This window comes from Streptomyces sp. JHA26, from assembly GCF_002005565.1.
In the GTDB taxonomy this organism is placed as follows: Bacteria; Actinomycetota; Actinomycetes; order Streptomycetales; family Streptomycetaceae; genus Streptomyces.
Genome location: NZ_BDJC01000012.1, coordinates 109,662 through 128,558, shown reverse-complemented (window position 1 = coordinate 128,558; position 18,897 = coordinate 109,662). Strand labels below are relative to the sequence as shown.

The window sequence follows — 18,897 nt, the reverse complement described above, 5'->3', positions numbered from 1 at the left end:
ACGCAGGTCGGCGCCGCGCGGGGACAGGGCGTCCCAACGGGGTCAGATGCGCGGCGGGCGCGCCTCGTAGGGCGTCGAGAGGACCACGGTGGTCCGGGTCGACACCCCGGCCAGGGAACGCAGCCGGGCGAGGAGTTCCTCCAGCTCGTGCGGGGTGGCCACGCGCACCTTGAGGATGTAGTTCTCGTCGCCCGCCACGCTGTGGCAGGCCTCGATCTCGGGAACCCCGGCCAGCCGGTCGGCGATGTCGTCGGGTGCACTGGGGTCGAACGGTTTCACGGAGATGAAGGCGGTCATCGGCAGCCCCACGGCCTCCGGGTCGACGACCGCGGCGTATCCGCGGATGACGCCACGCTGTTCCAGCCGCCGCACCCGCTGGTGCACGGCCGACGTGGACAGGCCCGTGGCCTTGCCCAGGTCTGTGTAGCTCATCCGCCCGTCCTTGACGAGCAGCTGCACGATCTGTCGGTCCAGCTCCTCCATGGCGCAAGAACCTACAGTGCGCTTGATCTCCTCGGATACCCGAGCAGCCCGCGCCACGCCCGGTTCGCAGTGCGGGCGGGGGCCCGCGGGCGGCGCGGCGGGGACAAAACCACCGCACCGGACACCCGCGCGCAGTGTGTGACCAACACCACACCCTCCGGCCCGTCCCCGTGATGTTCTCGTGATTACCCGGGAGGGGGGACGGGAAGTGCTTGCTGTGGTCGAGGCCGCAGTGCCTTCACGGCCCAGCCCGAGGGGGAGAATCCCATGCAGAGTCTTAAGCGCCCTGGTCGTACCGTGTCCAAGCGGCAGCGGCCCGTCGTCGATCCCGTGCCGGAGGGCGTCGATCCCGACGCCTTCGACGACGAGGAGCTCGACGCCTACGACACCTTCGAGATGTACCGGGTGATCTGCCCGGACTGCGCGCAGCCCATCGCCCTGCTGGCGGACGAGGAGGTGCTGCCGGAGCACGCGCTGTGCGCCTCGCCGTGGAACCCGTTCGGTCTGACCGTCTGCGCGGGCACCGGCCGCAGGGCCGCCGACGCCCGTCCCGCGGACGAGTCGTTCCAGCCCCACGAGCAGGACACCGCCCTGCTGCTGACGCTGCCGCGGAGCCTCGACTGGCGGACCCAGCCCTTCTCCCACGTCGGCGGCCCGGGCTCGCGCCCGATGCGCGTGCCGGCGATGCGGCGCGCGGCCGCCTGAGCGGCCGCGTTCCCGGGCGTGCCCGGGGCGCCGTTCCCCTGCGCGGGTCCTCGCGCGCCACGGCTCGCAGACCGCCGTGGCGCGGCCGGGTGTGCCGCGGCCACGGCCTCGCGCGAGGGGCGCCGTACCGGCCCGTGCGGACAGGCGCGGCGGACCCCGTGAACGCACGCCCGATTCCGTCGGCCGGTGACCTGTCCGCGCCGCGCCGCGTTGCCCCTGGTATGACTCCCACGTACTCGGCCACCGGGAGCCGGCGCCGCGTGTTCGTGCCGGTGCCGACGGGACCGGTTCCGCCGGCTCCGCAGCCCCCGGACCCGCCGATCTACCGCGAGTTGATGCGGACCTGGGCCGACCGCGGCCGTACCCTGCCGGGACGCCACGACCCGGAGTGGGCCAGGCTCGCCGAGCCCCCGCGCGGGCTCGGCGATGCCGTCGCCACCGGTGACGACGTCGGCGTCACCGGCACCTTCACCGTCCCTCGGGCCCCGCGAGGTGACGAGCGATGACCATCCGCTGGATCTGGTTGGTGCCCTCGACGATCTGCAGGACCTTGGCCTCGCGCATGTAGCGCTCGGCCGGGAAGTCCGCGGTGTAGCCGTAGCCGCCGAGGACCTGCACGGCGTCGGTGGTGACCCGCATCGCCGCGTCGGTGCAGTACAGCTTGGCCATGGCGGCCTGCTTGGCGAACGGCCGTCCCGCGTCGCGCAGCCGCGCCGCCGTGAGGTACAGCGCGCGGCCCGCCTCGATCCGGGTGGCCATGTCGGCGAGCAGGAAGCGCAGTCCCTGGAAGTCGGAGATCGGCTTGCCGAACTGCCGTCGTTCGCCCGCGTAGGACACCGCCTCGTCCAGTGCCGCCTGGGCCACGCCGATCGCGCAGGCGGCGATGCCGAGCCGCCCGGAGTCGAGTGCGGAGAGGGCGATCGCGAAGCCCTGCCCCTCCTCGCCGAGACGCCGGGCGTCGGGGACGCGCACGCCGTCGAGGTGGATCTGCGCGGTGGGCGAGCCCTTGAGGCCCATCTTCTTCTCCGGCGCCGCGGCGCTCAGCCCCTCGGCGTCGCCGGGGACCAGGAAGGCGGTGATGCCGCGCGGACCCTCGACGCCCGTTCGTGCCATGACGGTGTAGAAGTCGGCGATCCCGCCGTGCGTGATCCACGCCTTGGTCCCGGTGATCACCCAGTCGTCGCCGTCCCGCACGGCCTTGGTGCGCAGGGACGCGGCGTCCGAGCCGGAGGCCGGTTCGGAGAGGCAGTAGGCGCCGAGCAGGCCGCCGCCGAGCATCGCGGGCAGGTGCTCGACCTGCTGCTCCTTGGTGCCGTAGGCGGCGAGCGCGTAGGAGGCGAGGGTGTGCACGCTGACGCCCAGACCGACGGTGAGCCGGGCCGCGGCGAGTTCCTCCAGGACCTGGAGGTAGACCTCGTAGGGCTGCTCGCCGCCGCCGTACTCGGCGTCGTAGGGCAGGCCGAGCAGGCCGGAGTCGGAGAGCAGGGTGAAGACCTCGCGCGGGAAGCGTCCGGCGTCCTCCTCCTCGGCCGCGTTCGGGGCGATCTCACGCTGCGCGATGTCGCGGACGAGCGAGATCAGATCCCGTGCCTCGTCCGTGGGCAGTTGCCGGTCCACCGGCTGCGGGGCGCGGTCGGGCATGGCGACGCTCTCCTCCCTGTCGGGCACATCGGCGGACGTGCGCCTTGGGTGGAGGCGGCTCCGCCTGGTCGTTCGGGCCTGGCCGATGCTCGCACTCCCGGGTCGCGGAAGCGGCTGACCAGCGGCTGTGCGCTGTGAGTATGCCCGATCGGACGCATGGAGTCACCAGTTAACGACCGCTTACTTCGAGAAATCTCCGGCCCGCCCGCGGGGCCCCGGACCCGGCGGCTCTCCGGCCCCCGGCCCGCGCCGTCGGCCACGCCGGACCGGTCCTCCTGCGACGGCGATCCGGCCCTCCGCCCCCCGCGTCAGGCGTCCCGGCGGGCGGGCGCCGGAGCGGGGTAGGCCGGGTCCAGTTCCTCGACGGCGCGCAGGGCGCCCCCGAGCGTCTTCACCAGGAGGTCGCACATGGTCTCGCGGGGCAGTTCGGGACGGTCGATCCAGTCGAGGGTGGCGCCCTCGACGCCGCACACCCAGGAGAGCAGGCCCATGCGGGCCAGTGGACCGACGTGGGAACAGCCGTACGCGCCCTCGGCGATGGTCGCGACGATCGCCTCGCGCACCCCGTCGCGGATGGCGTGCACCTCGGCGTCGAAGCCGACGCCTCCGCTGACGATCGCCCGGTAGGCGGCCTGGTTGTGCTCGGCGTAGCGCAGGTAGCCGTCGATGGTGCGGTGGACGCGGTCCGCCTGCGGCAGTTCGGTGCCTCCGGCCGCGGTGGTGACCAGGCCGGCGACGGAGTCCTGGATGATCGCCAGGTAGTAGCCCCGCTTGGACCGGAAGTAGTAGTAGATCAGCCCCTTGGCGACGTTCGCCTGGCGGGCGATGTCGTCCATCGAGAGCGCGTCGTACGACGTGTCGGCGAACAACCTGCGCCCGACGGCGATGAGTTCGGCACGGCGGGCCAGTGAGCGCTCCGTGCCGCGCGCCCGTGGACGGGCTTCGGCACGTTGGTGACTGATATTCACTTTCGACCCTGGTCTCCTGCGGGCGGCGGGACTTCCGCAGTATGGCAGGCCGGGTCGTGGGGCAGGTCACACGCGGGTCATGTCACAGCAGGCCCAGCTGGACCACGAACATCGCGAGCACCACGACGAGGGTCCAGCCCATGACGTGCTCGAGGACCTTCGGGCCGTCGTCCTTGGGGCCGCCGGTTCGGACACGGGCGGCGGTGGCGATGTGTGCGGTCATGGCTTCTCGCTGCTCTCGAACGGTTGCTGGATCCCCCGCTTGCCCTCTCCACCTTGCCACCACCGACACCCCGTGCGGCGGAGACCTTGGTCACAGCGGACGGCCCCCGGCGGCGGCGCGCGCCGGGGGCCGTCGTCGCGGTGCGGGTGTCAGCGCACGCCCACCGCCTCGAGCGCCTTGCGCTGACGAGGGCTCGGATGGGCCGGGAAGTACAGGTAGCAGACGCCGCCGGTACCGGAGACGACCTTGCCACTGGCGTTGTACCGCTTGGTCCTGAGCCAGACGTTCTCCCACTCGCGCCGCTTGTAGACGCGGCGCACGGCCTCGTTGTCGTCCGAGGCGGGGTCGTTGGCGATCACGTCGCCGTCGGCGGTGAAGCCGATCACGGTCATCAGGTGGCCCGAGGTGCCGTAGCCGGCCCCCGTCAGTTCCTTCTCCAGGAAGGACTGGGACGTGATCGCCGGGATGCCTGCCGCGATCAGCGTCTCCAGGTCGGTGAGGGAGCCGAGGCGGGTGACCACGCCCTGGAGGTCCTCGAAGGTGGCCGCGTAGGCGGCGTTGAAGGGCCAGTTGCCGCAGCCGGCGTACTGGAAGTCGTAGGTGTACCGGGCCGCGTGGCAGATCTGCGGGTCGGCGTAGGAGGGGTCGACCCAGGCGAGTTGTTCCCGCGTGAGCCGGCCGCCCCAGTACTCGATGATCATCTGCGAGGAGGTGGGGCTGCACCAGGCCTCGCCGCCGTTGTCGTACTCCGGGTACTGACCCTTGTGGATCTCCTGGGAGTAGCGCGGGACGCGCAGTTCACCGGCGAAGCCGGGTGTGGACGCCGGAACGGTGAAGCGGTCGGGGACGTCGGAGCCCATGGCGCCGAGCCGCCAGACGGTGGGGGTGGCCTGCGTGCCGGGGCGGCGGTAGAGGGTGAGCCGGAGCCGGTAGGAGACCAGGCGCAGGCCGGTGGAGGCGTCGTCGATCGAGAAGGTGTCCGTCCAGACGCTGCTCCTGCCGTCGCTCTGGTCGTCGACCGAGGTCCGCCGGATGTCCTGGTCACCGGCGGCCCAGCGGCCCATCACGTACCAGGGCGTGTCCGTTCCGTCCGTGTAGGTGCCCCTGAGCTCGGTCTGGAGCCAGGTGCCTTCCGGGGTGCGGGCGTTCCAGGAGGCGATGACCTCCGTCGAGGGCACGGCGAGCCGGTGGACGGGCGACGTCCAGGTCGCGTACTCCCAGGTGGCGGTCCTGCCGGTGTGCGGGTCGGTGTAGTCGGCGGTGCCGGCCGGGGTGCCGATGACGACGCCGGGCCGGACGCCCGCGACGGGCCGGACGCCCTCGGCGGTTCCGCTCCGCCAGTCGTGGAACGTGGTCCAGGCCCGGTAGTCGACCGGACGGGAGGCGCGGTCGGGGTCCGCGGTCGTGGGGCCGGTGGACGGCGCGGCCGCGGCGGTGGCCGGGACCGCGCCGCCGGTCACCGCGGCGGCGACGGCGGCGGCCAGGACCGTTCTGCGGGACGGCTGTTCGGCTCTGCTCATGGGTGGGAGACCCCCAGGTGTGCGAGTCGGGGCGGGTCCGTTGCACGGATGTGCGCCAACTATGGCCGCAGGCTGCCACTCCTGCCAGCACTTCTGCGCACGCCACGCCATGAACATTGGTGTCGACCAGTGGCACGGAGCAGGGCGGAGGGGGCGGGAGGCCGCCCGGTGCGGGCGGACGCCGGGGGCCGGGCGGACGCCGGGGGCCGTGCGGACGCCGAGGGCCGTGCGGACGCGGCTAGAGTGCTGGGCGAACACCCGTCCGTCCCTCCGCTCCGCCCAGGACACCGTCATCCACGACCTCGCCGCCCGGATCCGCCGGCTGCCCCCCTCGTGCGGGCCCGTGCGTCTCGTCGGCATCGACGGGCACGCCGGGTCGGGGAAGTCCACCTTCGCCGGACGGCTGGCCGGCACGCTGGGCGGCGCGCCGGTGCTGCACCTCGACGACATCGCCAGCCACGACGAGCTGTTCGGCTGGACCGGGCGGCTGCTGGCCCAGGTGGTCGAGCCCCTGCGACGCGGCGACACCGCGCATTACGCGCCCTACGACTGGCACGCCCGCCGCTTCGCGGCGCCCCGCGCCCTGCCGCCCGCGCCGGTCGTCCTCGTCGAGGGGGTCGGCGCGGGCCGCCGGGACCTGCGCCCGCACCTGGCCCTCCTGCTGTGGATGGAGCTGCCGTGCGAGGAGGCGTGGAGTCGTGGACGGGCTCGCGACGGAGCGGAACAGCGGACGTTCTGGGACGGGTGGGTCCCGGCGGAGCGCCGGCACTTCGCGGATGACCCCTCGCGCACCTTCGCGCACCTACTGGTGCGGCAGAGGGGCGAGGGGTACGAGGTGCTTCCGGGGCCTGCCGCACCTTCGAACCTTGACGACCTTCATCACGGTGAGTGACGACATCTCCGCAGTGTGTTGAACTTGTGAAGACCGCTCCCCCACGACTCGCCGGAGCGTCTCAACTCTGCTTGACCCAGGGCCCGTACAGGTCTTACGTTCTCAATGTGCGGTCATTCGGAACCGCCCGCAGACACGAAGCCCCCGGTTGTTCCCCCGTGACCGGGGGCTTCGTTCTGCCCTGGAGCCCGATCCCGGCTGCTCCACGGCGCACAACGATCACCCTCGGTCACCGCCCCGCGTGCGCCCCGCCTGCTCCCGTCCCGGGAAACGACCCGCCCCGGCACCCTTCGGAGGGAAGACCGCCACGGGTACGATGCCCTCGGTGTGCGACCTACGGACGGCCGCTGCGCGCACCTTGCAACTCCGGTCGCCCGTACAGCGGTTGGAGCGGAGCGCCGACGGGCGACGGCCCGATGGCATACCGACGGGGGCACGGTTCGTGGGGGACGTGATGGACTTCGGCACGCAGGGCCCGCAGGCCCCGGCCGACCTCGCCTGGCTGCGCGGCGTGGACGCCTACACCATGGGGGCCTATCCGCAGGCGGAGGAGGAGTTCCGGACCGCGGTGCGCATCGATCCCACGATGGCCGACGGCTGGCTGGGACTGCACGCGCTGCGCGTCGACACCACGAACGCGCTGCTGCGGATGTTCCGGCACCGGGACCGCTTCGGCGAACAGCGCGCCCGGCACCGTCGTACGCTCAACTCCTGGTACTGGCTGGGCTGGTGGGTCCAGCCAGTGCTGGAGACCCCGCGCGACCTGCTGCTCGCGCACGCCTCGCACTGGCTGGACGGCCGCCACGTGCCGGAGCTGGACCGGGCGCTCGCCGGGCTGCCGCCGGTGGAGGCCGATCCCCAGGTCCGCTTCCTGCACGCCTGCCGCGCCTACCTCGTCAAGGACTGGGAACAACTCGTCCGGCACACCGATCCGCTGCTCGGCGATCCCCTGCTGGGCATCGAGGCCGGCCTGTTCAGCGGAATGGCGCGGGTACGGCTGGAGATGTACGGACAGGCCGAACCGCTGCTGTCGGCCGCGCTCATGCGGTGCCGCAGCGAGCAGCCGCAGCGCAAGGAGCTGCGCTACTGGCTGGCGCGGGCCCACGAGGGCACGGGCCGCAGCGCCGCGGCGCTGCCCCTGTACCGGGCCGTGCACCGCGTCGACCCGGCCTTCATGGACACCTCGGCCCGGCTGGCGGCGATCGCCGAGGGCGACGGCTACGACGACCCGGCCGACCTCGCGGGGCTCGCCCCGGCCGGTGCCGGACCGGACGGCGTGGGCGGGCCCGACGGGCTCGATCCGCTCTTCGGTGCCGAGGAACGCGACCTGAAACTCTCCGACCCCGTGCCGCCGCCGTCCGGGGCGCTTCCCTCCCTGACCGGTCCTCCGGTACGCGAGCGGGCCGGCGCGCCGGACCCGTCCCTGCCCACCGGGCCCACGGACCCGGCGTTACTGGAGGACGCGCTCGCCGAACTGGAGCGCATGGTGGGCCTCGAGCCGGTGAAACGGCAGGTCAAGGCCCTGTCCGCACAGCTGAACATGGCCCGGCTGCGGGCCGGGCAGGGTCTGCCGGTCCAGCCTCCCAAACGCCACTTCGTCTTCTCCGGCCCCTCGGGCACCGGCAAGACCACCGTGGCCCGCATCCTGGGCCGCGTCTTCTACGCCCTCGGCCTGCTGGGCGGCGACCACCTCGTCGAGGCGCAGCGGGCCGACCTGGTCGGCGAGTACCTGGGCCAGACGGCCGTGAAGGCCAACGAGCTGATCGACTCCGCGCTCGGCGGTGTGCTGTTCGTCGACGAGGCCTACTCGCTGTCCAACTCGGGGTACGGCAAGGGCGACGCGTACGGGGACGAGGCGTTGCAGGTGCTGCTGAAGCGGGCCGAGGACAACCGCGACCACCTGGTGGTGATCCTCGCCGGTTACCCGGAGGGCATGGACCGGCTGCTGGCCGCCAATCCCGGGCTGTCGTCCCGGTTCACCACCCGCGTGGACTTCCCGTCGTACCGGCCGCTGGAACTGACCGCGATCGGTGAGGTGCTCGCCGCGGAGAACGGGGACGCGTGGGACGAGGAGGCGCTCGACGAGCTGCGGTCGATCGCCGGGCACGTGGTCGACCAGGGGTGGATCGACGAGTTGGGGAACGGGCGGTTCCTGCGGACGCTGTACGAGAAGAGCTGCGCGTACCGGGATCTGCGGTTGTCCGGGTACCCCGGGACGTTGACGCGGGAGGACCTGGCGACGTTGCGGTTGCCGGATCTGATGCAGGCGTACGGGGAGGTGCTGTCGGGGCGGGGGCCGCAGGACCCTCCGGGGGTCTAGCCGTTCCGCCCGGGCCGTCGTACGGCACCCCCGGGCCGCTCGGGCACCGTGGGAGGCACGCCGTGCCCGCAGCCACGACGGCCGGCTGCGGGCACGGCCCCGCGGCTAGGCGAGTGCCTCCTCCGGTGCCCCGCTCGCCCTTTGTTCCGTCACCGCCGGCACCTCCCGGTGGGCCGGGTCCCGGACCTCGCCGACCAGGAGTTCGAGTACGTCCTCCAGGGCGACCAGGCCCAGTACCCTGCCGGACGCGTCGGCCACCTGGGCCAGGTGGGTCGCGGCGCGGCGCATGACGGTGAGGGCGTCGTCGAGCGGGAGCTCCGGGCGCAGGGTCGTCATCGGCCGCCACAGCCGCTGGGGCACCGCGCGGTCGGAGTCCTCCACGTCGAGGACGTCCTTGACGTGCAGGTACCCCATGAAGGCGCCCGTGTCCGCCGCGACCGGGAAGCGGGAGTACCCGGTGCGGGCGGTGAGCGCGACGATCTCGCCCGGCGTGACCGCGGGGCCGACCGTCACCAGGGAATCGCGCCCGAGGAGCACGTCCGTCACCGGGCGCGAGCCCAGTTCCAGGGCGTCCTCCAGGCGCTCCTGCTCCTCCGGGTCGAGCAGGCCGGCCTGGCCGGCGTCCTCGACCAGCCGGTTGAGCTGCTCGCTGGTGAAGACCGCCTCGACCTCGTCCTTCGGCTCGACGCGGAACAGCCGCAGGATGCCCTGGGCGCAGGCGCCGAGCGCGAGGGTGATCGGCTTGCACAGGCGGGCGAAGGCGACCAGGCCGGGGCTCAGCCACAGGGCGGCCTTCTCGGGGGCGGCCATCGCGAGGTTCTTCGGGACCATCTCGCCGATGACGAGGTGGCAGAAGACGACGGCGGCCAGCGCGATGACGTAGCCGAGCGGGTGGATCATGCCGTGCGGCAGGTGGATCCACTCGAAGACCGGCTCCAGCAGGTGGGCGACCGTGGGCTCGGCGACCGCGCCGAGCGTCAGCGAGCAGACGGTGATGCCGAACTGGGCGGCGGCCATCATCTGCGGCAGCCGCTCCAGCCCGTACAGCACCTGCCGGGCGCGGGCGGTGCCGAGCGGTTCGATCTGGCTTCGGCGTACCGAGACGAGCGCGAACTCGGCGCCGACGAAGAAGCCGTTGGCGAGCACGAGCAGCGCGGCGAACAGCAGTTGCAGGACGCTCATCGGGCGGCCTCCGGCACGGGGGCCGGCGCCGTGCGCACCAGTCGTATCCGTTCGGCGCGGTAGTGGCCGACCTGCCGTACCGACAGCCGCCAGCCGGGCAGTTCGGCCCGGTCCCCGACGGCCGGGATACGGCCGAGCAGGTCGGCGACCAGACCGGCCACCGTCTCGTACGGTCCCTCGGGCGGTTCCAGGCCGACGCGGCGCAGGGCGTCGACGCGGCAGCTGCCGTCGACGTCCCAGGCGGGGCGGCCGTCCTCGGGCGGGGCCGGGGCGAGTTCGGGCACGTCCAGTCCGTCGTGCTCGTCGCGGACCTCGCCGACGATCTCCTCGACGATGTCCTCCAGGGTGACGACGCCGGCGGTCCCGCCGTACTCGTCGACGACGACCGCGATGGGCTGCTCGCTGCGCAGGCGGGTGAGCAGCGGCCGTACGGGCAGGGTCTCGGGGACGAGCAGGGCCGGGCGGGCGATGCGGCCGGCGGGGGTGCGCAGCCGGTCGTGCGCGGGGACTGCGAGGGCGTCCTTGAGGTGGACCATGCCGACGATCTCGTCGATCTTCTCCCGGTAGACGGGGAAGCGGGACAGACCGGTGGCGCGGGTCAGGTTGACCACGTCCTCGGCGGTCGCCGAGGACTGCAGGGCGCTGACCCTCACGCGGGGGGTCATGACGTGCTGTGCGGTCAGCTCGCCCAGGGACAGGGTGCGGACGAAGAGGTCCGCGGTGTCCTGTTCCAGGGCGCCGGCCCGGGCGGAGTGCCGGGCGAGGGAGACCAGTTCGCCGGGGGTGCGGGCGGAGGCCAGTTCCTCGGCCGGCTCGATGCCGAGCATGCGCACGAGCCGGTTGGCGACGGTGTTCAGCGCGGAGATCACGGGGCGGAACAGCCGCGCGAAGACGTGCTGCGGGCCGGCGACGAAGCGCGCGACGTGCAGCGGCCTGGACACCGCCCAGTTCTTGGGCACGAGTTCGCCGATCACCATCTGCACGGCCGAGGCCAGCAGCATGCCGACGACCACCGACACGCCGGACACGGCGCCGTCGGGGACGCCGACCGAGGTGAACGGGCCGTTCAGCAGCCGGGCGAGGGCCGGTTCGGCGAGCATGCCGACGACGAGGGAGGTGATGGTGATGCCGAGCTGGGTCCCGGAGAGCTGGAAGGACAGCTCCTTGAGGGACTCGACGACCCGGCGGGCACGCCGGTCGCCGTCGGCGGCGGCCTGTTCGGCGTCCGGCCGTTCGACCGTCACGAGGCCGAACTCGGCCGCGACGAAGAAGCCGTTGGCCAGGATCAGCAGGAACGCGGCTGCCAGGAGCAGCAGGGGGGTGGTCATGATGCCGCCGCCCGAGCGGGGACGCGCACCTCGTGGGCGTGGTCCGCGCTATGTCGGCAGGGGGCGGCGCAGGTACTGCAGGACGATCCGTCCATCGCCGGGGGAAGTCACTCCTCGGGTAGCGGGAACCCCCGCGCACCGGGTGGAGCGACAGGGGGGAGACGCGACGACCGCGTCTCCGTTCCCAGATTAATCACGAAAAGGGGATGTGCGGCAGGGTGGACGCCGCCGAGCCGGTCCCCGGGTGGTTCCCGGCGCGTCCCGGCGGCGTGCCCGGTCAGCCGCGCGGCGCCTCGGGGCCGGCGGTGGAGCGGGCCTCCACCAGGGCGCGCAGGGCACGCGCGTCGGCGATGGCGCGCTGCTTGGCGATGCCCGGCTGGATGCCGAGCGCGGGCAGGCTGGTGCCGTCGCTGAGGTCGAGGAACACCCACGGGTCGCCGGCCCGGAGGTTGACCCGGAGGATCTCCGGCCACTCCAGGCGCCGCTTGGCCGTCAGGTTGACGACGGTGACGCCCGACTCGTCGGCGACGACCTTGGGCCGGGACAGCAGCATCAGGACGCCGGCCAGGAGGAGGGCCGTCAGCACGAAGCTGAGGCGCTCCCCCGGGCCGAGCCCGTTCAGCAGCACGCCGACCGCCGAGACGGTCACGACGGTGGCGACGGCGAGGCCGATGAGGACGGCTCGGGTGCGGCCCGGCCGGAAGGTGACGGGCAGGGCGGGCAGGTCCGGTCCGGCGCCCGACGGTGCGTCCGACATGGTGGGTGTGCTCCGGGTCACGCGGGGGGAACGACGGTCAGGGGTTGCGGGTCAGAGGCGGCAGGCGTGGATGGCCGTGGTCAGGATGGCCCGGGCGCCGATGTCGTACAGGTCGTCCATGATCCGCTGGGCCTCCTTGGCGGGGACCATGGCGCGGACGGCGACCCAGCCCTCGTTGTGCAGCGGGGAGACGGTCGGGGACTCCAGGCCGGGGGTGAGCGCGACGGCCTTCTCCAGCTGCTCGACGCGGCAGTCGTAGTCCATCATCACGTAGGTCCGGGCCACCAGGACGCCCTGGAGGCGGCGCAGGAACTGCTGGACCTTGGGCTCCTGCGCGTCGGCGCCGGTACGGCGGATCACGACCGCCTCGGACGTCATGATGGGCTCGCCGAAGACCTCCAAGCCGGCATTGCGCAGCGAGGTGCCGGTCTCGACGACGTCGGCGATGACCTCGGCGACACCCAGCTCGATGGCGGTCTCGACGGCGCCGTCGAGGTGGACGACGGAGGCGTCGACGCCGTGCTCGGCGAGGTGGCCCGCGACGATGCCCTCGTAGGAGGTGGCGACCGTCCTGCCCTTGAGGTCCTGGATGCCGGTCGCGGTGCCCGGCTTGGCGGCGAAGCGGAAGGTGGAGCGGGCGAATCCGAGCGGGAGGATCTCCTCGGCGTCGGCGCCGGAGTCGACCAGCAGGTCGCGGCCGGTGATGCCGATGTCGAGGCGGCCGGAGGAGACGTAGATCGCGATGTCGCGGGGGCGGAGGTAGAAGAACTCCACCTCGTTCACCGGGTCGACGATCCGCAGTTCCTTGGACTCGCGGCGCTGCTGGTAGCCGGCCTCATGCAGCATCTCCCCCGCGGGGCCTGACAGGGAACCCTTGTTGGGGACGGCGATGCGCAGCATGAGGTCGGCTTCCTTCGTGTGAGGGGGGTGTGAGGGGAAAGCGGTGGGCTTCAGAGGTGGGCGTAGACGTCGTCCAGGGAGATCCCGCGGGCGACCATCATCACCTGGACGTGGTACAGCAGCTGGGAGATCTCCTCGGCCGCCGCCTCCTTGCCCTCGTACTCGGCGGCCATCCAGACCTCGGCGGCCTCCTCGACGACCTTCTTGCCGATGGCGTGGACCCCCTTGTCCACCAGTTCGGCGGTGCGGGAGGTGGCGGGATCGCCGTTGGCGGCCTTGTGCTGGAGCTCGGTGAAGAGCTCCTCGAAAGTCTTCTTGGACATGGTGGGCCCCACTTTACGCGTGTGCCGGGCGGCCTAGCGCCACGGTTCGGATACTGAGCGGAGCGTGGCCGCCGTGGCGACGGCCGCGGTCACCGCCTCGTGTCCCTTGTCCTCGCTGGAGCCCTCGAGGCCGGCCCGGTCCAGGGCCTGCTCCTCGGTGTCGCAGGTGAGGACGCCGAAGCCGACGGGGACGCCGGTGTCGACGGACACCTGGACCAGACCCTGGGTGACGCCCTGGCAGACGTAGTCGAAGTGGGGGGTGCCGCCGCGGATGACGACGCCGAGGGCGACGATCGCGTCGTAGCCGCGGCCGGCGAGGACCTTGGCGACCACCGGGAGTTCGAAGCTGCCGGGGACCCTGAGCAGGGTCGGCTCGTCGATCCCGAGCTCGTGCAGGGCGCGCAGGGCGCCGTCCACCAGTCCGTCCATCACCTTGTCGTGCCACAGCGACGCGATGACGGCGACCCTGAGGTCCCCGACGTTGCGTACGGACAGTTCCGGTGCACCCTTGCCGCTCACGTGTCTCCTCGAATCCTTGCTCGCTGCGCTTACTGGTTGCCGCAGGTGGACACGGGCGTCGTGTCCAGCCAGGGCAGGTCGTGTCCCATCCGGTCCCGCTTGGTGCGCAGGTAGCGGAGGTTGTGCTCACCGGCCTGGACGGGCATCGGCTCGCGGCCGGTGACGTGGATGCCGTGCCGTTCGAGGGCATCGGACTTGTCGGGGTTGTTGGTCATCAGCCGTACGGCGCGCACGCCGAGGTCGGCGAGGATCTGGGCGCCGGCGCCGTAGTCGCGGGCGTCGGCGGGCAGGCCGAGCTCCAGGTTGGCGTCGAGGGTGTCCCGGCCGCGTTCCTGGAGTTCGTAGGCGCGCAGCTTGGACATCAGGCCGATGCCGCGCCCCTCGTGGCCGCGGAGGTAGACCACCACTCCCCTGCCCTCGGCCTGGATGCGGTCCAGGGAGGCGTCGAGCTGGGGGCCGCAGTCGCAGCGCTGGGAGCCGAAGACGTCGCCGGTGAGGCATTCGGAGTGGATGCGGACCAGGACGTCCTCGCCGTCGCCGATCTCGCCGTGGACGAGGGCGACGTGCTCGACGCCGTCGACGGTGGAGCGGTAGCCGTACGCCGTGAACTCGCCGTGCCGGGTGGGCAGGTGGACCTCGGCCTCGCGGCGGACGGTGGGCTCGGCGCTGCGGCGGTAGGCGATCAGGTCCTCGATGGAGATGATCGTCAGGCCGTGCTTGCGGGCGAACGGGATCAGCTCGGGCAGCCGCAGCATGCGCCCGTCCTCGCCGGCGATCTCCACGATCGCGCCGGCCGGGCGCAGGCCCGCGAGGCGGGCGAGGTCGACGGCGGCCTCGGTGTGGCCGTCGCGGGCCAGGACGCCGCCGGGGCGGGCGCGCAGCGGGAAGACGTGGCCGGGGCGGACCAGGTCGTCCGGCCCGGCGGTGCCGCTCGCCAGGAGCTGGAGGGTGGTGGCGCGGTCGGAGGCCGAGATGCCGGTGCTCACGCCGTGGGCGGCGGTGGCGTCGACCGAGACCGTGAACGCGGTCTTCATCGACTCGGTGTTGTCGTCGACCATCTGCGGGAGCCGGAGCCGGTCCAGTTCGTCGCCCTCCATGGGGGCGCAGATCAGGCCGCGGCACTCGGTCATCATGAAGGCGACGATCTCCTCGGTGGCCTTCTCGGCGGCGATGACGAGGTCGCCCTCGTTCTCGCGGTCCTCGTCGTCGACGACGACGACCGGGCGGCCGGCCGCGATGTCGGCGACGGCCTGCTCGACGGGGTCGAGCGAGAGGTCGTCGATGCCGTCGGTGCTGTAGAGGACGGGAGCCGTGCTCATGCGGGCGCTCCTTCCGGGAGGGGGCGGGCCGCGTTGCGCGAGCGCAGCCACCAGTCGCGCAGGCCCCACAGGACGAGCGCGCCGTAGAGGACGTAGACGAAGCCGGAGAAGGCGAAGCCGTTGGCGAAGTTCAGCGGGACGCCGACCAGGTCGACGAGCAGCCAGGCGAACCAGAACTCGACCATGCCGCGGGCCTGGGCGTACATGGCGACGACGGTGCCGACGAAGATGTACGCGTCCGGCCAGGGGTCCCAGGACAGGGTGGGGTAGGCGGTGAACAGGGCGCCCACCGCCAGGGTGCCGACGGCGGCCGCGGCGACCAGCGCGCCGCGCTCGCGCCAGGTGGCGAACCGCACGGCGACGGAGCCGTCCTGGGACTGCTGCCGGCCGCGGTTCCACTGCCAGAAGCCCCAGGCGGCGACGACCATGACGACGATCTGCTTGCCGGCGCTGCCGGAGAGGTGGGCGGTGGCGAAGGCCGCGAAGAGGATCAGTCCGGAGACGAACTGCACGGGCCAGGTCCAGATCGAGCGCCGCCAGCCGAGGGCGAGGCCGAGCAGACCGATCACGTTGCCGATCATGTCCGACCACTTGATGTGCTGGTCGAAGAGCGTGAAGGCCTCGGAGTTGAGCCAGTTCACTTGGCGGCTCCCTGTCCGACGTGGCCGCCGAGCAGCCGCTCGACGTACTTGGCGATGACGTCCACCTCGAGGTTGACCGGGTCGCCGGGCTGCTTGATGCCGAGCGTGGTCAGGGCGAGGGTGGTGGGGATGAGGCTGACGGTGAAGAAGTCGGGGCCGGCGTCGACGACGGTGAGGCTGATGCCGTCGACGGTGACGGAGCCCTTCTCGACGACGTAGCGCGCCAGGTCGGCGGGCAGGGAGATCTTCACGATCTCCCAGTGCTCGGAGGGCTTGCGCTCCAGGATCTCGCCGGTGCCGTCGACGTGGCCCTGCACGATGTGGCCGCCGAGCCGGGCGCCCACGGCGGTGGGGCGCTCGAGGTTGACGCGGGAGCCGACGGCGAGGGCGCCGAGGCTGGAGCGGTTCAGGGTCTCGGCCATCACGTCGGCGGTGAACTCGTCGCCGTCGTGGTCGACGACGGTGAGGCAGACGCCGTTGACGGCGATGGAGTCGCCGTGCCGCGCGCCCTGGGTGACCACGGGGCCGCGCAGACGGAAGCGACAGGCGTCGTCGAGGGTCTCGACGGCGGTGATCTCGCCCAGCTCTTCGACGATTCCGGTGAACACTTCCCGGGTCCTCCTGCCTCTTCGGGCACGGACTCCGGGGCTGTCGACGAACGACAGAAAGGACGAGCGAGGGATCCGGGGGCGACGCCGGACGGGACCCGCCCGCGACGGACGAGCCCAGAGGTCGGCGGCGCGCACGTGTGCTCGCCCGCCGCGCACTGCCTCCCATCCGGACTTTAACCGTCGGTCCAGGAATTTCACCTGGTCAACCGGTCGCTGGAGGCGACCGGGTCGCGGACTGTAACCGCCGGTTCGGACTTTCACCGACCCCGGAGTGCGCTGCTTCTGGTACAGGGCCAGTGTGCCACGGCCGGCGCGCGCTCATGCCGACGGAGGGTGTGGGGTGGCTCACAGAGCGCTTCGACGGGCCGTCGGGCCGGTCGGCGCGGCACCGGTCCGGTGTCACGTTTTCGGTGTGCCGATCCGTCCGAGCCGACGACAGGGTGTTCCGCTCGGGAGCGCCCCCCGCCCGAAGGGACTGAACAGCATGACCACGATCCTGGTGACCGGCGGCACCGGCACGCTCGGCCGGTTCGTCACCGAGCGGCTGCGCGCGGACGGGCACGAGGTGCGGGTGCTCAGCCGGCACGCCCGGCCGTACGCCGTCGACCTGCGCAAGGGCGGCGGCGGCCTGGACGCGGCGCTCGACGGCGTCGACACGGTCGTGCACTGTGCGACCACGCAGACCGGCGGGGACGAGCGGGCGGCCACGAACCTGCTGGCGGCGGCCCGGCGGGCCGGGGTGCGGCACCTGGTGTACATCTCGATCGTCGGCGTCGACCGGGTGCCGTTCGGCTACTACCGCACCAAGCTGGCCGTCGAGCGGCTCGTCGAGGAATCCGGGATCGGCTGGACGGTGCTGCGGACGACGCAGTTCCACGACCTGGTGGTGCGGCTGCTCCAGGGCCTGGCCAAACCGCCGGTCGTGCTGGTGCCGGCGCAGGTCGCCGACCAGCCGGTCGAGGTGCGGGAGGTCGCGGACCGGCTCGCCGAGCTGGCGGCCGGCGAGCCCGCCGGGCGGGTCCCGGACCTGGGCGGTCCCGAGGTGCGGAGCTTCGAGTCGCTCGCCCGCGCCTACCTGGCCGCCACGGGACGCCGGCGGGCCGTGGTGAACCTGCCGCTCGCCGGGAGGACCTACCGCGCGTTCCGCTCGGGCGGCCACCTGGCACCGGACAGGGCGCTGGGCAAGGGCACCTTCGAGGAGTACCTGACGGCACGGTTCGGGCACGGTGCCGGGGACGGACGGCGCGACTGACCCGAGCCGGCCGCCGCGCGCGTGCGGGTCCGGCAGAAGCGGGCACGCCGAGCGGGCCGGTGCGCCGCCGGTCAGCGCTCCGGCGGTCCGAACAGGTCGTCCTGGGCGCGGTCCTGGGCGGTCAGCAGGGCCCCGCGCAGGACGGCGCCGCCGCCCAGGACGCCGGCGCGCACCTCGGTGGCGAGCGGTGACATCCGGGCGAGGCGGTCGTGCACGCGGGCGGCGAGTGTGCCGCCGCCGGCCCGGCCGGTCTCACCGGCCAGCACGACGCAGCCGGGGTCCAGGACGGAGACGACGGCGGCGGCCCCGAGCGCGATCCGGTCGGCGAGGGCGTCGAGGAACCGCCCGGCCGACGGGTCGGCGCCGGCCGCGCGTACCGCCGCCCGCACCAGCGTGGCCGCGTGCGGCTCCTCCGTGACGCGGTCCGCCGTCACGCCGTGCCGGGCCGCGAGGGCGGCCACCGCGGCGGCCCCGGTCACGGAGTGGAAGCCGCCGTCGCAGTCGGTGGCCGACGGCACGCCCGACGTGCCCGGCACCGGCAGGAAGCCGAGCTCGCCCGCGCCGCCGGAGACGCCGCGCCGCAGGACGCCGTCGAGGACGACCGCGCCGCCGACGCCCAGGCCGAGCCAGAGCAGGACGAACGTGTCCCGGTCGCGGGCCGCCCCGTCGCGCTGCTCGGCCAGCGCGGCGAGGTTGGTCTCGTTCTCGACGCCGACCCGTGCCCCGGGCAGCCGCTCCCGCAGCGCGGCCACCAGACGGCGGTGCCACTCGGGCAGACCGGTCGAGTCGTGGAGTTCACCGCTGGCCGGATCGATCAGGCCGGGGGCGCCGACGCAGACGGTGTGCAGCCGGTCGGCCCCCGCCTCCTTCGCCGTGCGCTCGACCAGGGTGACCGCCTGTTCCACCGCGGGGCCCGTCCCGGTGCCGGCGCCGATCGGTGCGGACTCCTCGGCGAGCACCCGGCCGAGCAGGTCCGACACGAGGACGGAGACGCTCTCGGTGCGTACGTCGAGGGCGGCCAGGTGGGCCCGGTCGGCGACGATCCCGTACAGCTTGGCGTTCGGTCCGCGGCGCTGTTCTCCCGACTCCCCGGTCACCTCGATCAGACCGGAGGCGGTGAGGCGTTCGACGAGGTCGGCCACGGTGGGGCGGGAGAGGCCGGTCAGCTGCTTCAACTGCGTGGCCGTCAACGGGCCTTCCTGCTGGAGCAGACGCAGGGCGGACCGGTCGTTGATGGCCCGGGCGGTGCTCGGGGATGCGGGCATGCCGGGATCCTTCCAGATCGACGGGCGTGGGGTCGCGTCCGAGACCCA

Annotated in this window: 20 protein-coding genes and 1 riboswitch; of the genes, 5 read left to right on the top strand and 15 right to left on the bottom strand. The window is 73.0% G+C overall.

Annotated features, from left to right (window positions below):
- Positions 1 to 42: 42 nt before the first annotated feature.
- Positions 43 to 483, bottom strand: a complete 441-nt coding sequence (locus tag JHAT_RS10515; RefSeq protein WP_004002750.1) for an Lrp/AsnC family transcriptional regulator — start codon at positions 481 to 483, stop codon at positions 43 to 45.
- A gap of 267 nt (positions 484 to 750) precedes the next feature.
- Between JHAT_RS10515 and JHAT_RS10510 the strand changes: the two genes are divergently transcribed.
- On the top strand, positions 751 to 1,188 hold the full coding sequence (locus JHAT_RS10510) for a hypothetical protein (protein ID WP_077797815.1): 438 nt from the start codon (positions 751 to 753) through the stop codon (positions 1,186 to 1,188).
- Positions 1,189 to 1,409: 221 nt separating this feature from the next.
- Entirely contained in the window at positions 1,410 to 1,694 is a 285-nt protein-coding gene (locus tag JHAT_RS35925; RefSeq protein ID WP_077797814.1) for a hypothetical protein, read from the top strand.
- Here JHAT_RS35925 and JHAT_RS10500 read toward each other — a convergent pair.
- The 4 genes from JHAT_RS10500 to JHAT_RS10490 all read right to left on the bottom strand — a co-directional run bounded on the left by JHAT_RS10500 (position 1,657) and on the right by JHAT_RS10490 (position 5,540).
- Positions 1,657 to 2,829 (bottom strand): acyl-CoA dehydrogenase, encoded by a 1,173-nt coding sequence (locus JHAT_RS10500; RefSeq protein WP_077797813.1) that lies wholly within the window; start codon positions 2,827 to 2,829, stop codon positions 1,657 to 1,659. The genes JHAT_RS35925 and JHAT_RS10500 overlap by 38 nt on opposite strands.
- Positions 2,830 to 3,137: 308 nt before the next feature.
- On the bottom strand, positions 3,138 to 3,797 hold the full coding sequence (locus tag JHAT_RS10495) for a TetR/AcrR family transcriptional regulator (protein WP_077797812.1): 660 nt from the start codon (positions 3,795 to 3,797) through the stop codon (positions 3,138 to 3,140).
- Between the two features lie 82 nt (positions 3,798 to 3,879).
- Positions 3,880 to 4,020: an SCO1431 family membrane protein gene (locus tag JHAT_RS33840; RefSeq protein ID WP_107481889.1), complete on the bottom strand. Its 141-nt coding sequence runs from the start codon at positions 4,018 to 4,020 to the stop codon at positions 3,880 to 3,882.
- A gap of 149 nt (positions 4,021 to 4,169) precedes the next feature.
- Positions 4,170 to 5,540, bottom strand: coding sequence for a peptidase C39 family protein (locus JHAT_RS10490; protein WP_077797811.1), 1,371 nt, complete (start codon positions 5,538 to 5,540; stop codon positions 4,170 to 4,172).
- Positions 5,541 to 5,832: 292 nt separating this feature from the next.
- Here JHAT_RS10490 and JHAT_RS10485 point away from each other — a divergent pair, with 292 nt between their 5' ends.
- Positions 5,833 to 6,432, top strand: a complete 600-nt coding sequence (locus JHAT_RS10485) for a uridine kinase (protein ID WP_107481893.1) — start codon at positions 5,833 to 5,835, stop codon at positions 6,430 to 6,432.
- A 454-nt stretch (positions 6,433 to 6,886) separates the two neighbouring features.
- Entirely contained in the window at positions 6,887 to 8,752 is a 1,866-nt protein-coding gene (locus tag JHAT_RS10480; protein ID WP_077797810.1) for an AAA family ATPase, read from the top strand.
- A gap of 105 nt (positions 8,753 to 8,857) precedes the next feature.
- Here JHAT_RS10480 and JHAT_RS10475 read toward each other — a convergent pair whose 3' ends face one another.
- The 9 genes from JHAT_RS10475 to JHAT_RS10435 all read right to left on the bottom strand — a co-directional run bounded on the left by JHAT_RS10475 (position 8,858) and on the right by JHAT_RS10435 (position 16,329).
- Positions 8,858 to 9,934 carry a hemolysin family protein gene (locus JHAT_RS10475; protein ID WP_077797809.1) on the bottom strand — a complete coding sequence of 359 codons (1,077 nt, stop codon included), beginning with the start codon at positions 9,932 to 9,934 and terminating at the stop codon, positions 8,858 to 8,860.
- A complete protein-coding gene (locus JHAT_RS10470; RefSeq protein ID WP_077797808.1) occupies positions 9,931 to 11,262 on the bottom strand; it encodes a hemolysin family protein in 1,332 nt (443 codons plus the stop codon). The genes JHAT_RS10475 and JHAT_RS10470 overlap by 4 nt, the downstream gene beginning before the upstream one ends.
- Before the next feature lie 277 nt (positions 11,263 to 11,539).
- Complete coding sequence (locus tag JHAT_RS10465; protein ID WP_077797807.1) at positions 11,540 to 12,019, bottom strand: PH domain-containing protein; 480 nt, start codon at positions 12,017 to 12,019, stop codon at positions 11,540 to 11,542.
- A 51-nt stretch (positions 12,020 to 12,070) separates the two neighbouring features.
- Positions 12,071 to 12,919 (bottom strand): ATP phosphoribosyltransferase, encoded by an 849-nt coding sequence (gene hisG, locus JHAT_RS10460; RefSeq protein ID WP_077797806.1) that lies wholly within the window; start codon positions 12,917 to 12,919, stop codon positions 12,071 to 12,073.
- A gap of 50 nt (positions 12,920 to 12,969) precedes the next feature.
- On the bottom strand, positions 12,970 to 13,242 hold the full coding sequence (locus tag JHAT_RS10455) for a phosphoribosyl-ATP diphosphatase (protein ID WP_030951748.1): 273 nt from the start codon (positions 13,240 to 13,242) through the stop codon (positions 12,970 to 12,972).
- A gap of 33 nt (positions 13,243 to 13,275) precedes the next feature.
- Positions 13,276 to 13,761 carry a 6,7-dimethyl-8-ribityllumazine synthase gene (gene ribH, locus JHAT_RS10450; RefSeq protein ID WP_077797805.1) on the bottom strand — a complete coding sequence of 162 codons (486 nt, stop codon included), beginning with the start codon at positions 13,759 to 13,761 and terminating at the stop codon, positions 13,276 to 13,278.
- A gap of 29 nt (positions 13,762 to 13,790) precedes the next feature.
- Positions 13,791 to 15,080 carry a bifunctional 3,4-dihydroxy-2-butanone-4-phosphate synthase/GTP cyclohydrolase II gene (locus JHAT_RS10445; protein ID WP_077797804.1) on the bottom strand — a complete coding sequence of 430 codons (1,290 nt, stop codon included), beginning with the start codon at positions 15,078 to 15,080 and terminating at the stop codon, positions 13,791 to 13,793.
- Positions 15,077 to 15,721 carry a nicotinamide mononucleotide transporter family protein gene (locus tag JHAT_RS10440; protein ID WP_077797803.1) on the bottom strand — a complete coding sequence of 215 codons (645 nt, stop codon included), beginning with the start codon at positions 15,719 to 15,721 and terminating at the stop codon, positions 15,077 to 15,079. The genes JHAT_RS10445 and JHAT_RS10440 overlap by 4 nt, the downstream gene beginning before the upstream one ends.
- Positions 15,718 to 16,329: a riboflavin synthase gene (locus tag JHAT_RS10435; RefSeq protein WP_077797802.1), complete on the bottom strand. Its 612-nt coding sequence runs from the start codon at positions 16,327 to 16,329 to the stop codon at positions 15,718 to 15,720. Before JHAT_RS10435 ends, JHAT_RS10440 begins: the two co-directional genes overlap by 4 nt.
- A gap of 151 nt (positions 16,330 to 16,480) precedes the next feature.
- A riboswitch (FMN riboswitch) is annotated at positions 16,481 to 16,611 on the bottom strand.
- Between the two features lie 205 nt (positions 16,612 to 16,816).
- Between JHAT_RS10435 and JHAT_RS10430 the strand changes: the two genes are divergently transcribed.
- Complete coding sequence (locus tag JHAT_RS10430) at positions 16,817 to 17,584, top strand: SDR family oxidoreductase (protein WP_077797801.1); 768 nt, start codon at positions 16,817 to 16,819, stop codon at positions 17,582 to 17,584.
- 71 nt (positions 17,585 to 17,655) lie between these two features.
- Here JHAT_RS10430 and JHAT_RS10425 read toward each other — a convergent pair whose 3' ends face one another.
- Positions 17,656 to 18,849: an ROK family transcriptional regulator gene (locus tag JHAT_RS10425; protein WP_077797800.1), complete on the bottom strand. Its 1,194-nt coding sequence runs from the start codon at positions 18,847 to 18,849 to the stop codon at positions 17,656 to 17,658.
- Between the last annotated feature and the right edge of the window lie 48 nt (positions 18,850 to 18,897).

Bases quoted from the DNA above. Each gene is read 5' to 3' on its own strand.
- JHAT_RS10425 (WP_077797800.1), bottom strand. From the start codon at position 18,849: ATGCCCGCATCCCCGAGCACCGCCCGGGCCATCAACGACCGGTCCGCC.
- JHAT_RS10480 (WP_077797810.1), top strand. From the start codon at position 6,887: ATGGACTTCGGCACGCAGGGCCCGCAGGCCCCGGCCGACCTCGCCTGG.
- JHAT_RS10470 (WP_077797808.1), bottom strand. From the start codon at position 11,262: ATGACCACCCCCCTGCTGCTCCTGGCAGCCGCGTTCCTGCTGATCCTG.
- JHAT_RS10490 (WP_077797811.1), bottom strand. From the start codon at position 5,540: ATGAGCAGAGCCGAACAGCCGTCCCGCAGAACGGTCCTGGCCGCCGCC.
- JHAT_RS10430 (WP_077797801.1), top strand. From the start codon at position 16,817: ATGACCACGATCCTGGTGACCGGCGGCACCGGCACGCTCGGCCGGTTC.
- JHAT_RS10445 (WP_077797804.1), bottom strand. From the start codon at position 15,080: ATGAGCACGGCTCCCGTCCTCTACAGCACCGACGGCATCGACGACCTC.
- JHAT_RS33840 (WP_107481889.1), bottom strand. From the start codon at position 4,020: ATGACCGCACACATCGCCACCGCCGCCCGTGTCCGAACCGGCGGCCCC.
- JHAT_RS10475 (WP_077797809.1), bottom strand. From the start codon at position 9,934: ATGAGCGTCCTGCAACTGCTGTTCGCCGCGCTGCTCGTGCTCGCCAAC.
- hisG (WP_077797806.1), bottom strand. From the start codon at position 12,919: ATGCTGCGCATCGCCGTCCCCAACAAGGGTTCCCTGTCAGGCCCCGCG.
- JHAT_RS10500 (WP_077797813.1), bottom strand. From the start codon at position 2,829: ATGCCCGACCGCGCCCCGCAGCCGGTGGACCGGCAACTGCCCACGGAC.
- JHAT_RS35925 (WP_077797814.1), top strand. From the start codon at position 1,410: ATGACTCCCACGTACTCGGCCACCGGGAGCCGGCGCCGCGTGTTCGTG.
- JHAT_RS10455 (WP_030951748.1), bottom strand. From the start codon at position 13,242: ATGTCCAAGAAGACTTTCGAGGAGCTCTTCACCGAGCTCCAGCACAAG.
- JHAT_RS10510 (WP_077797815.1), top strand. From the start codon at position 751: ATGCAGAGTCTTAAGCGCCCTGGTCGTACCGTGTCCAAGCGGCAGCGG.
- JHAT_RS10515 (WP_004002750.1), bottom strand. From the start codon at position 483: ATGGAGGAGCTGGACCGACAGATCGTGCAGCTGCTCGTCAAGGACGGG.
- JHAT_RS10465 (WP_077797807.1), bottom strand. From the start codon at position 12,019: ATGTCGGACGCACCGTCGGGCGCCGGACCGGACCTGCCCGCCCTGCCC.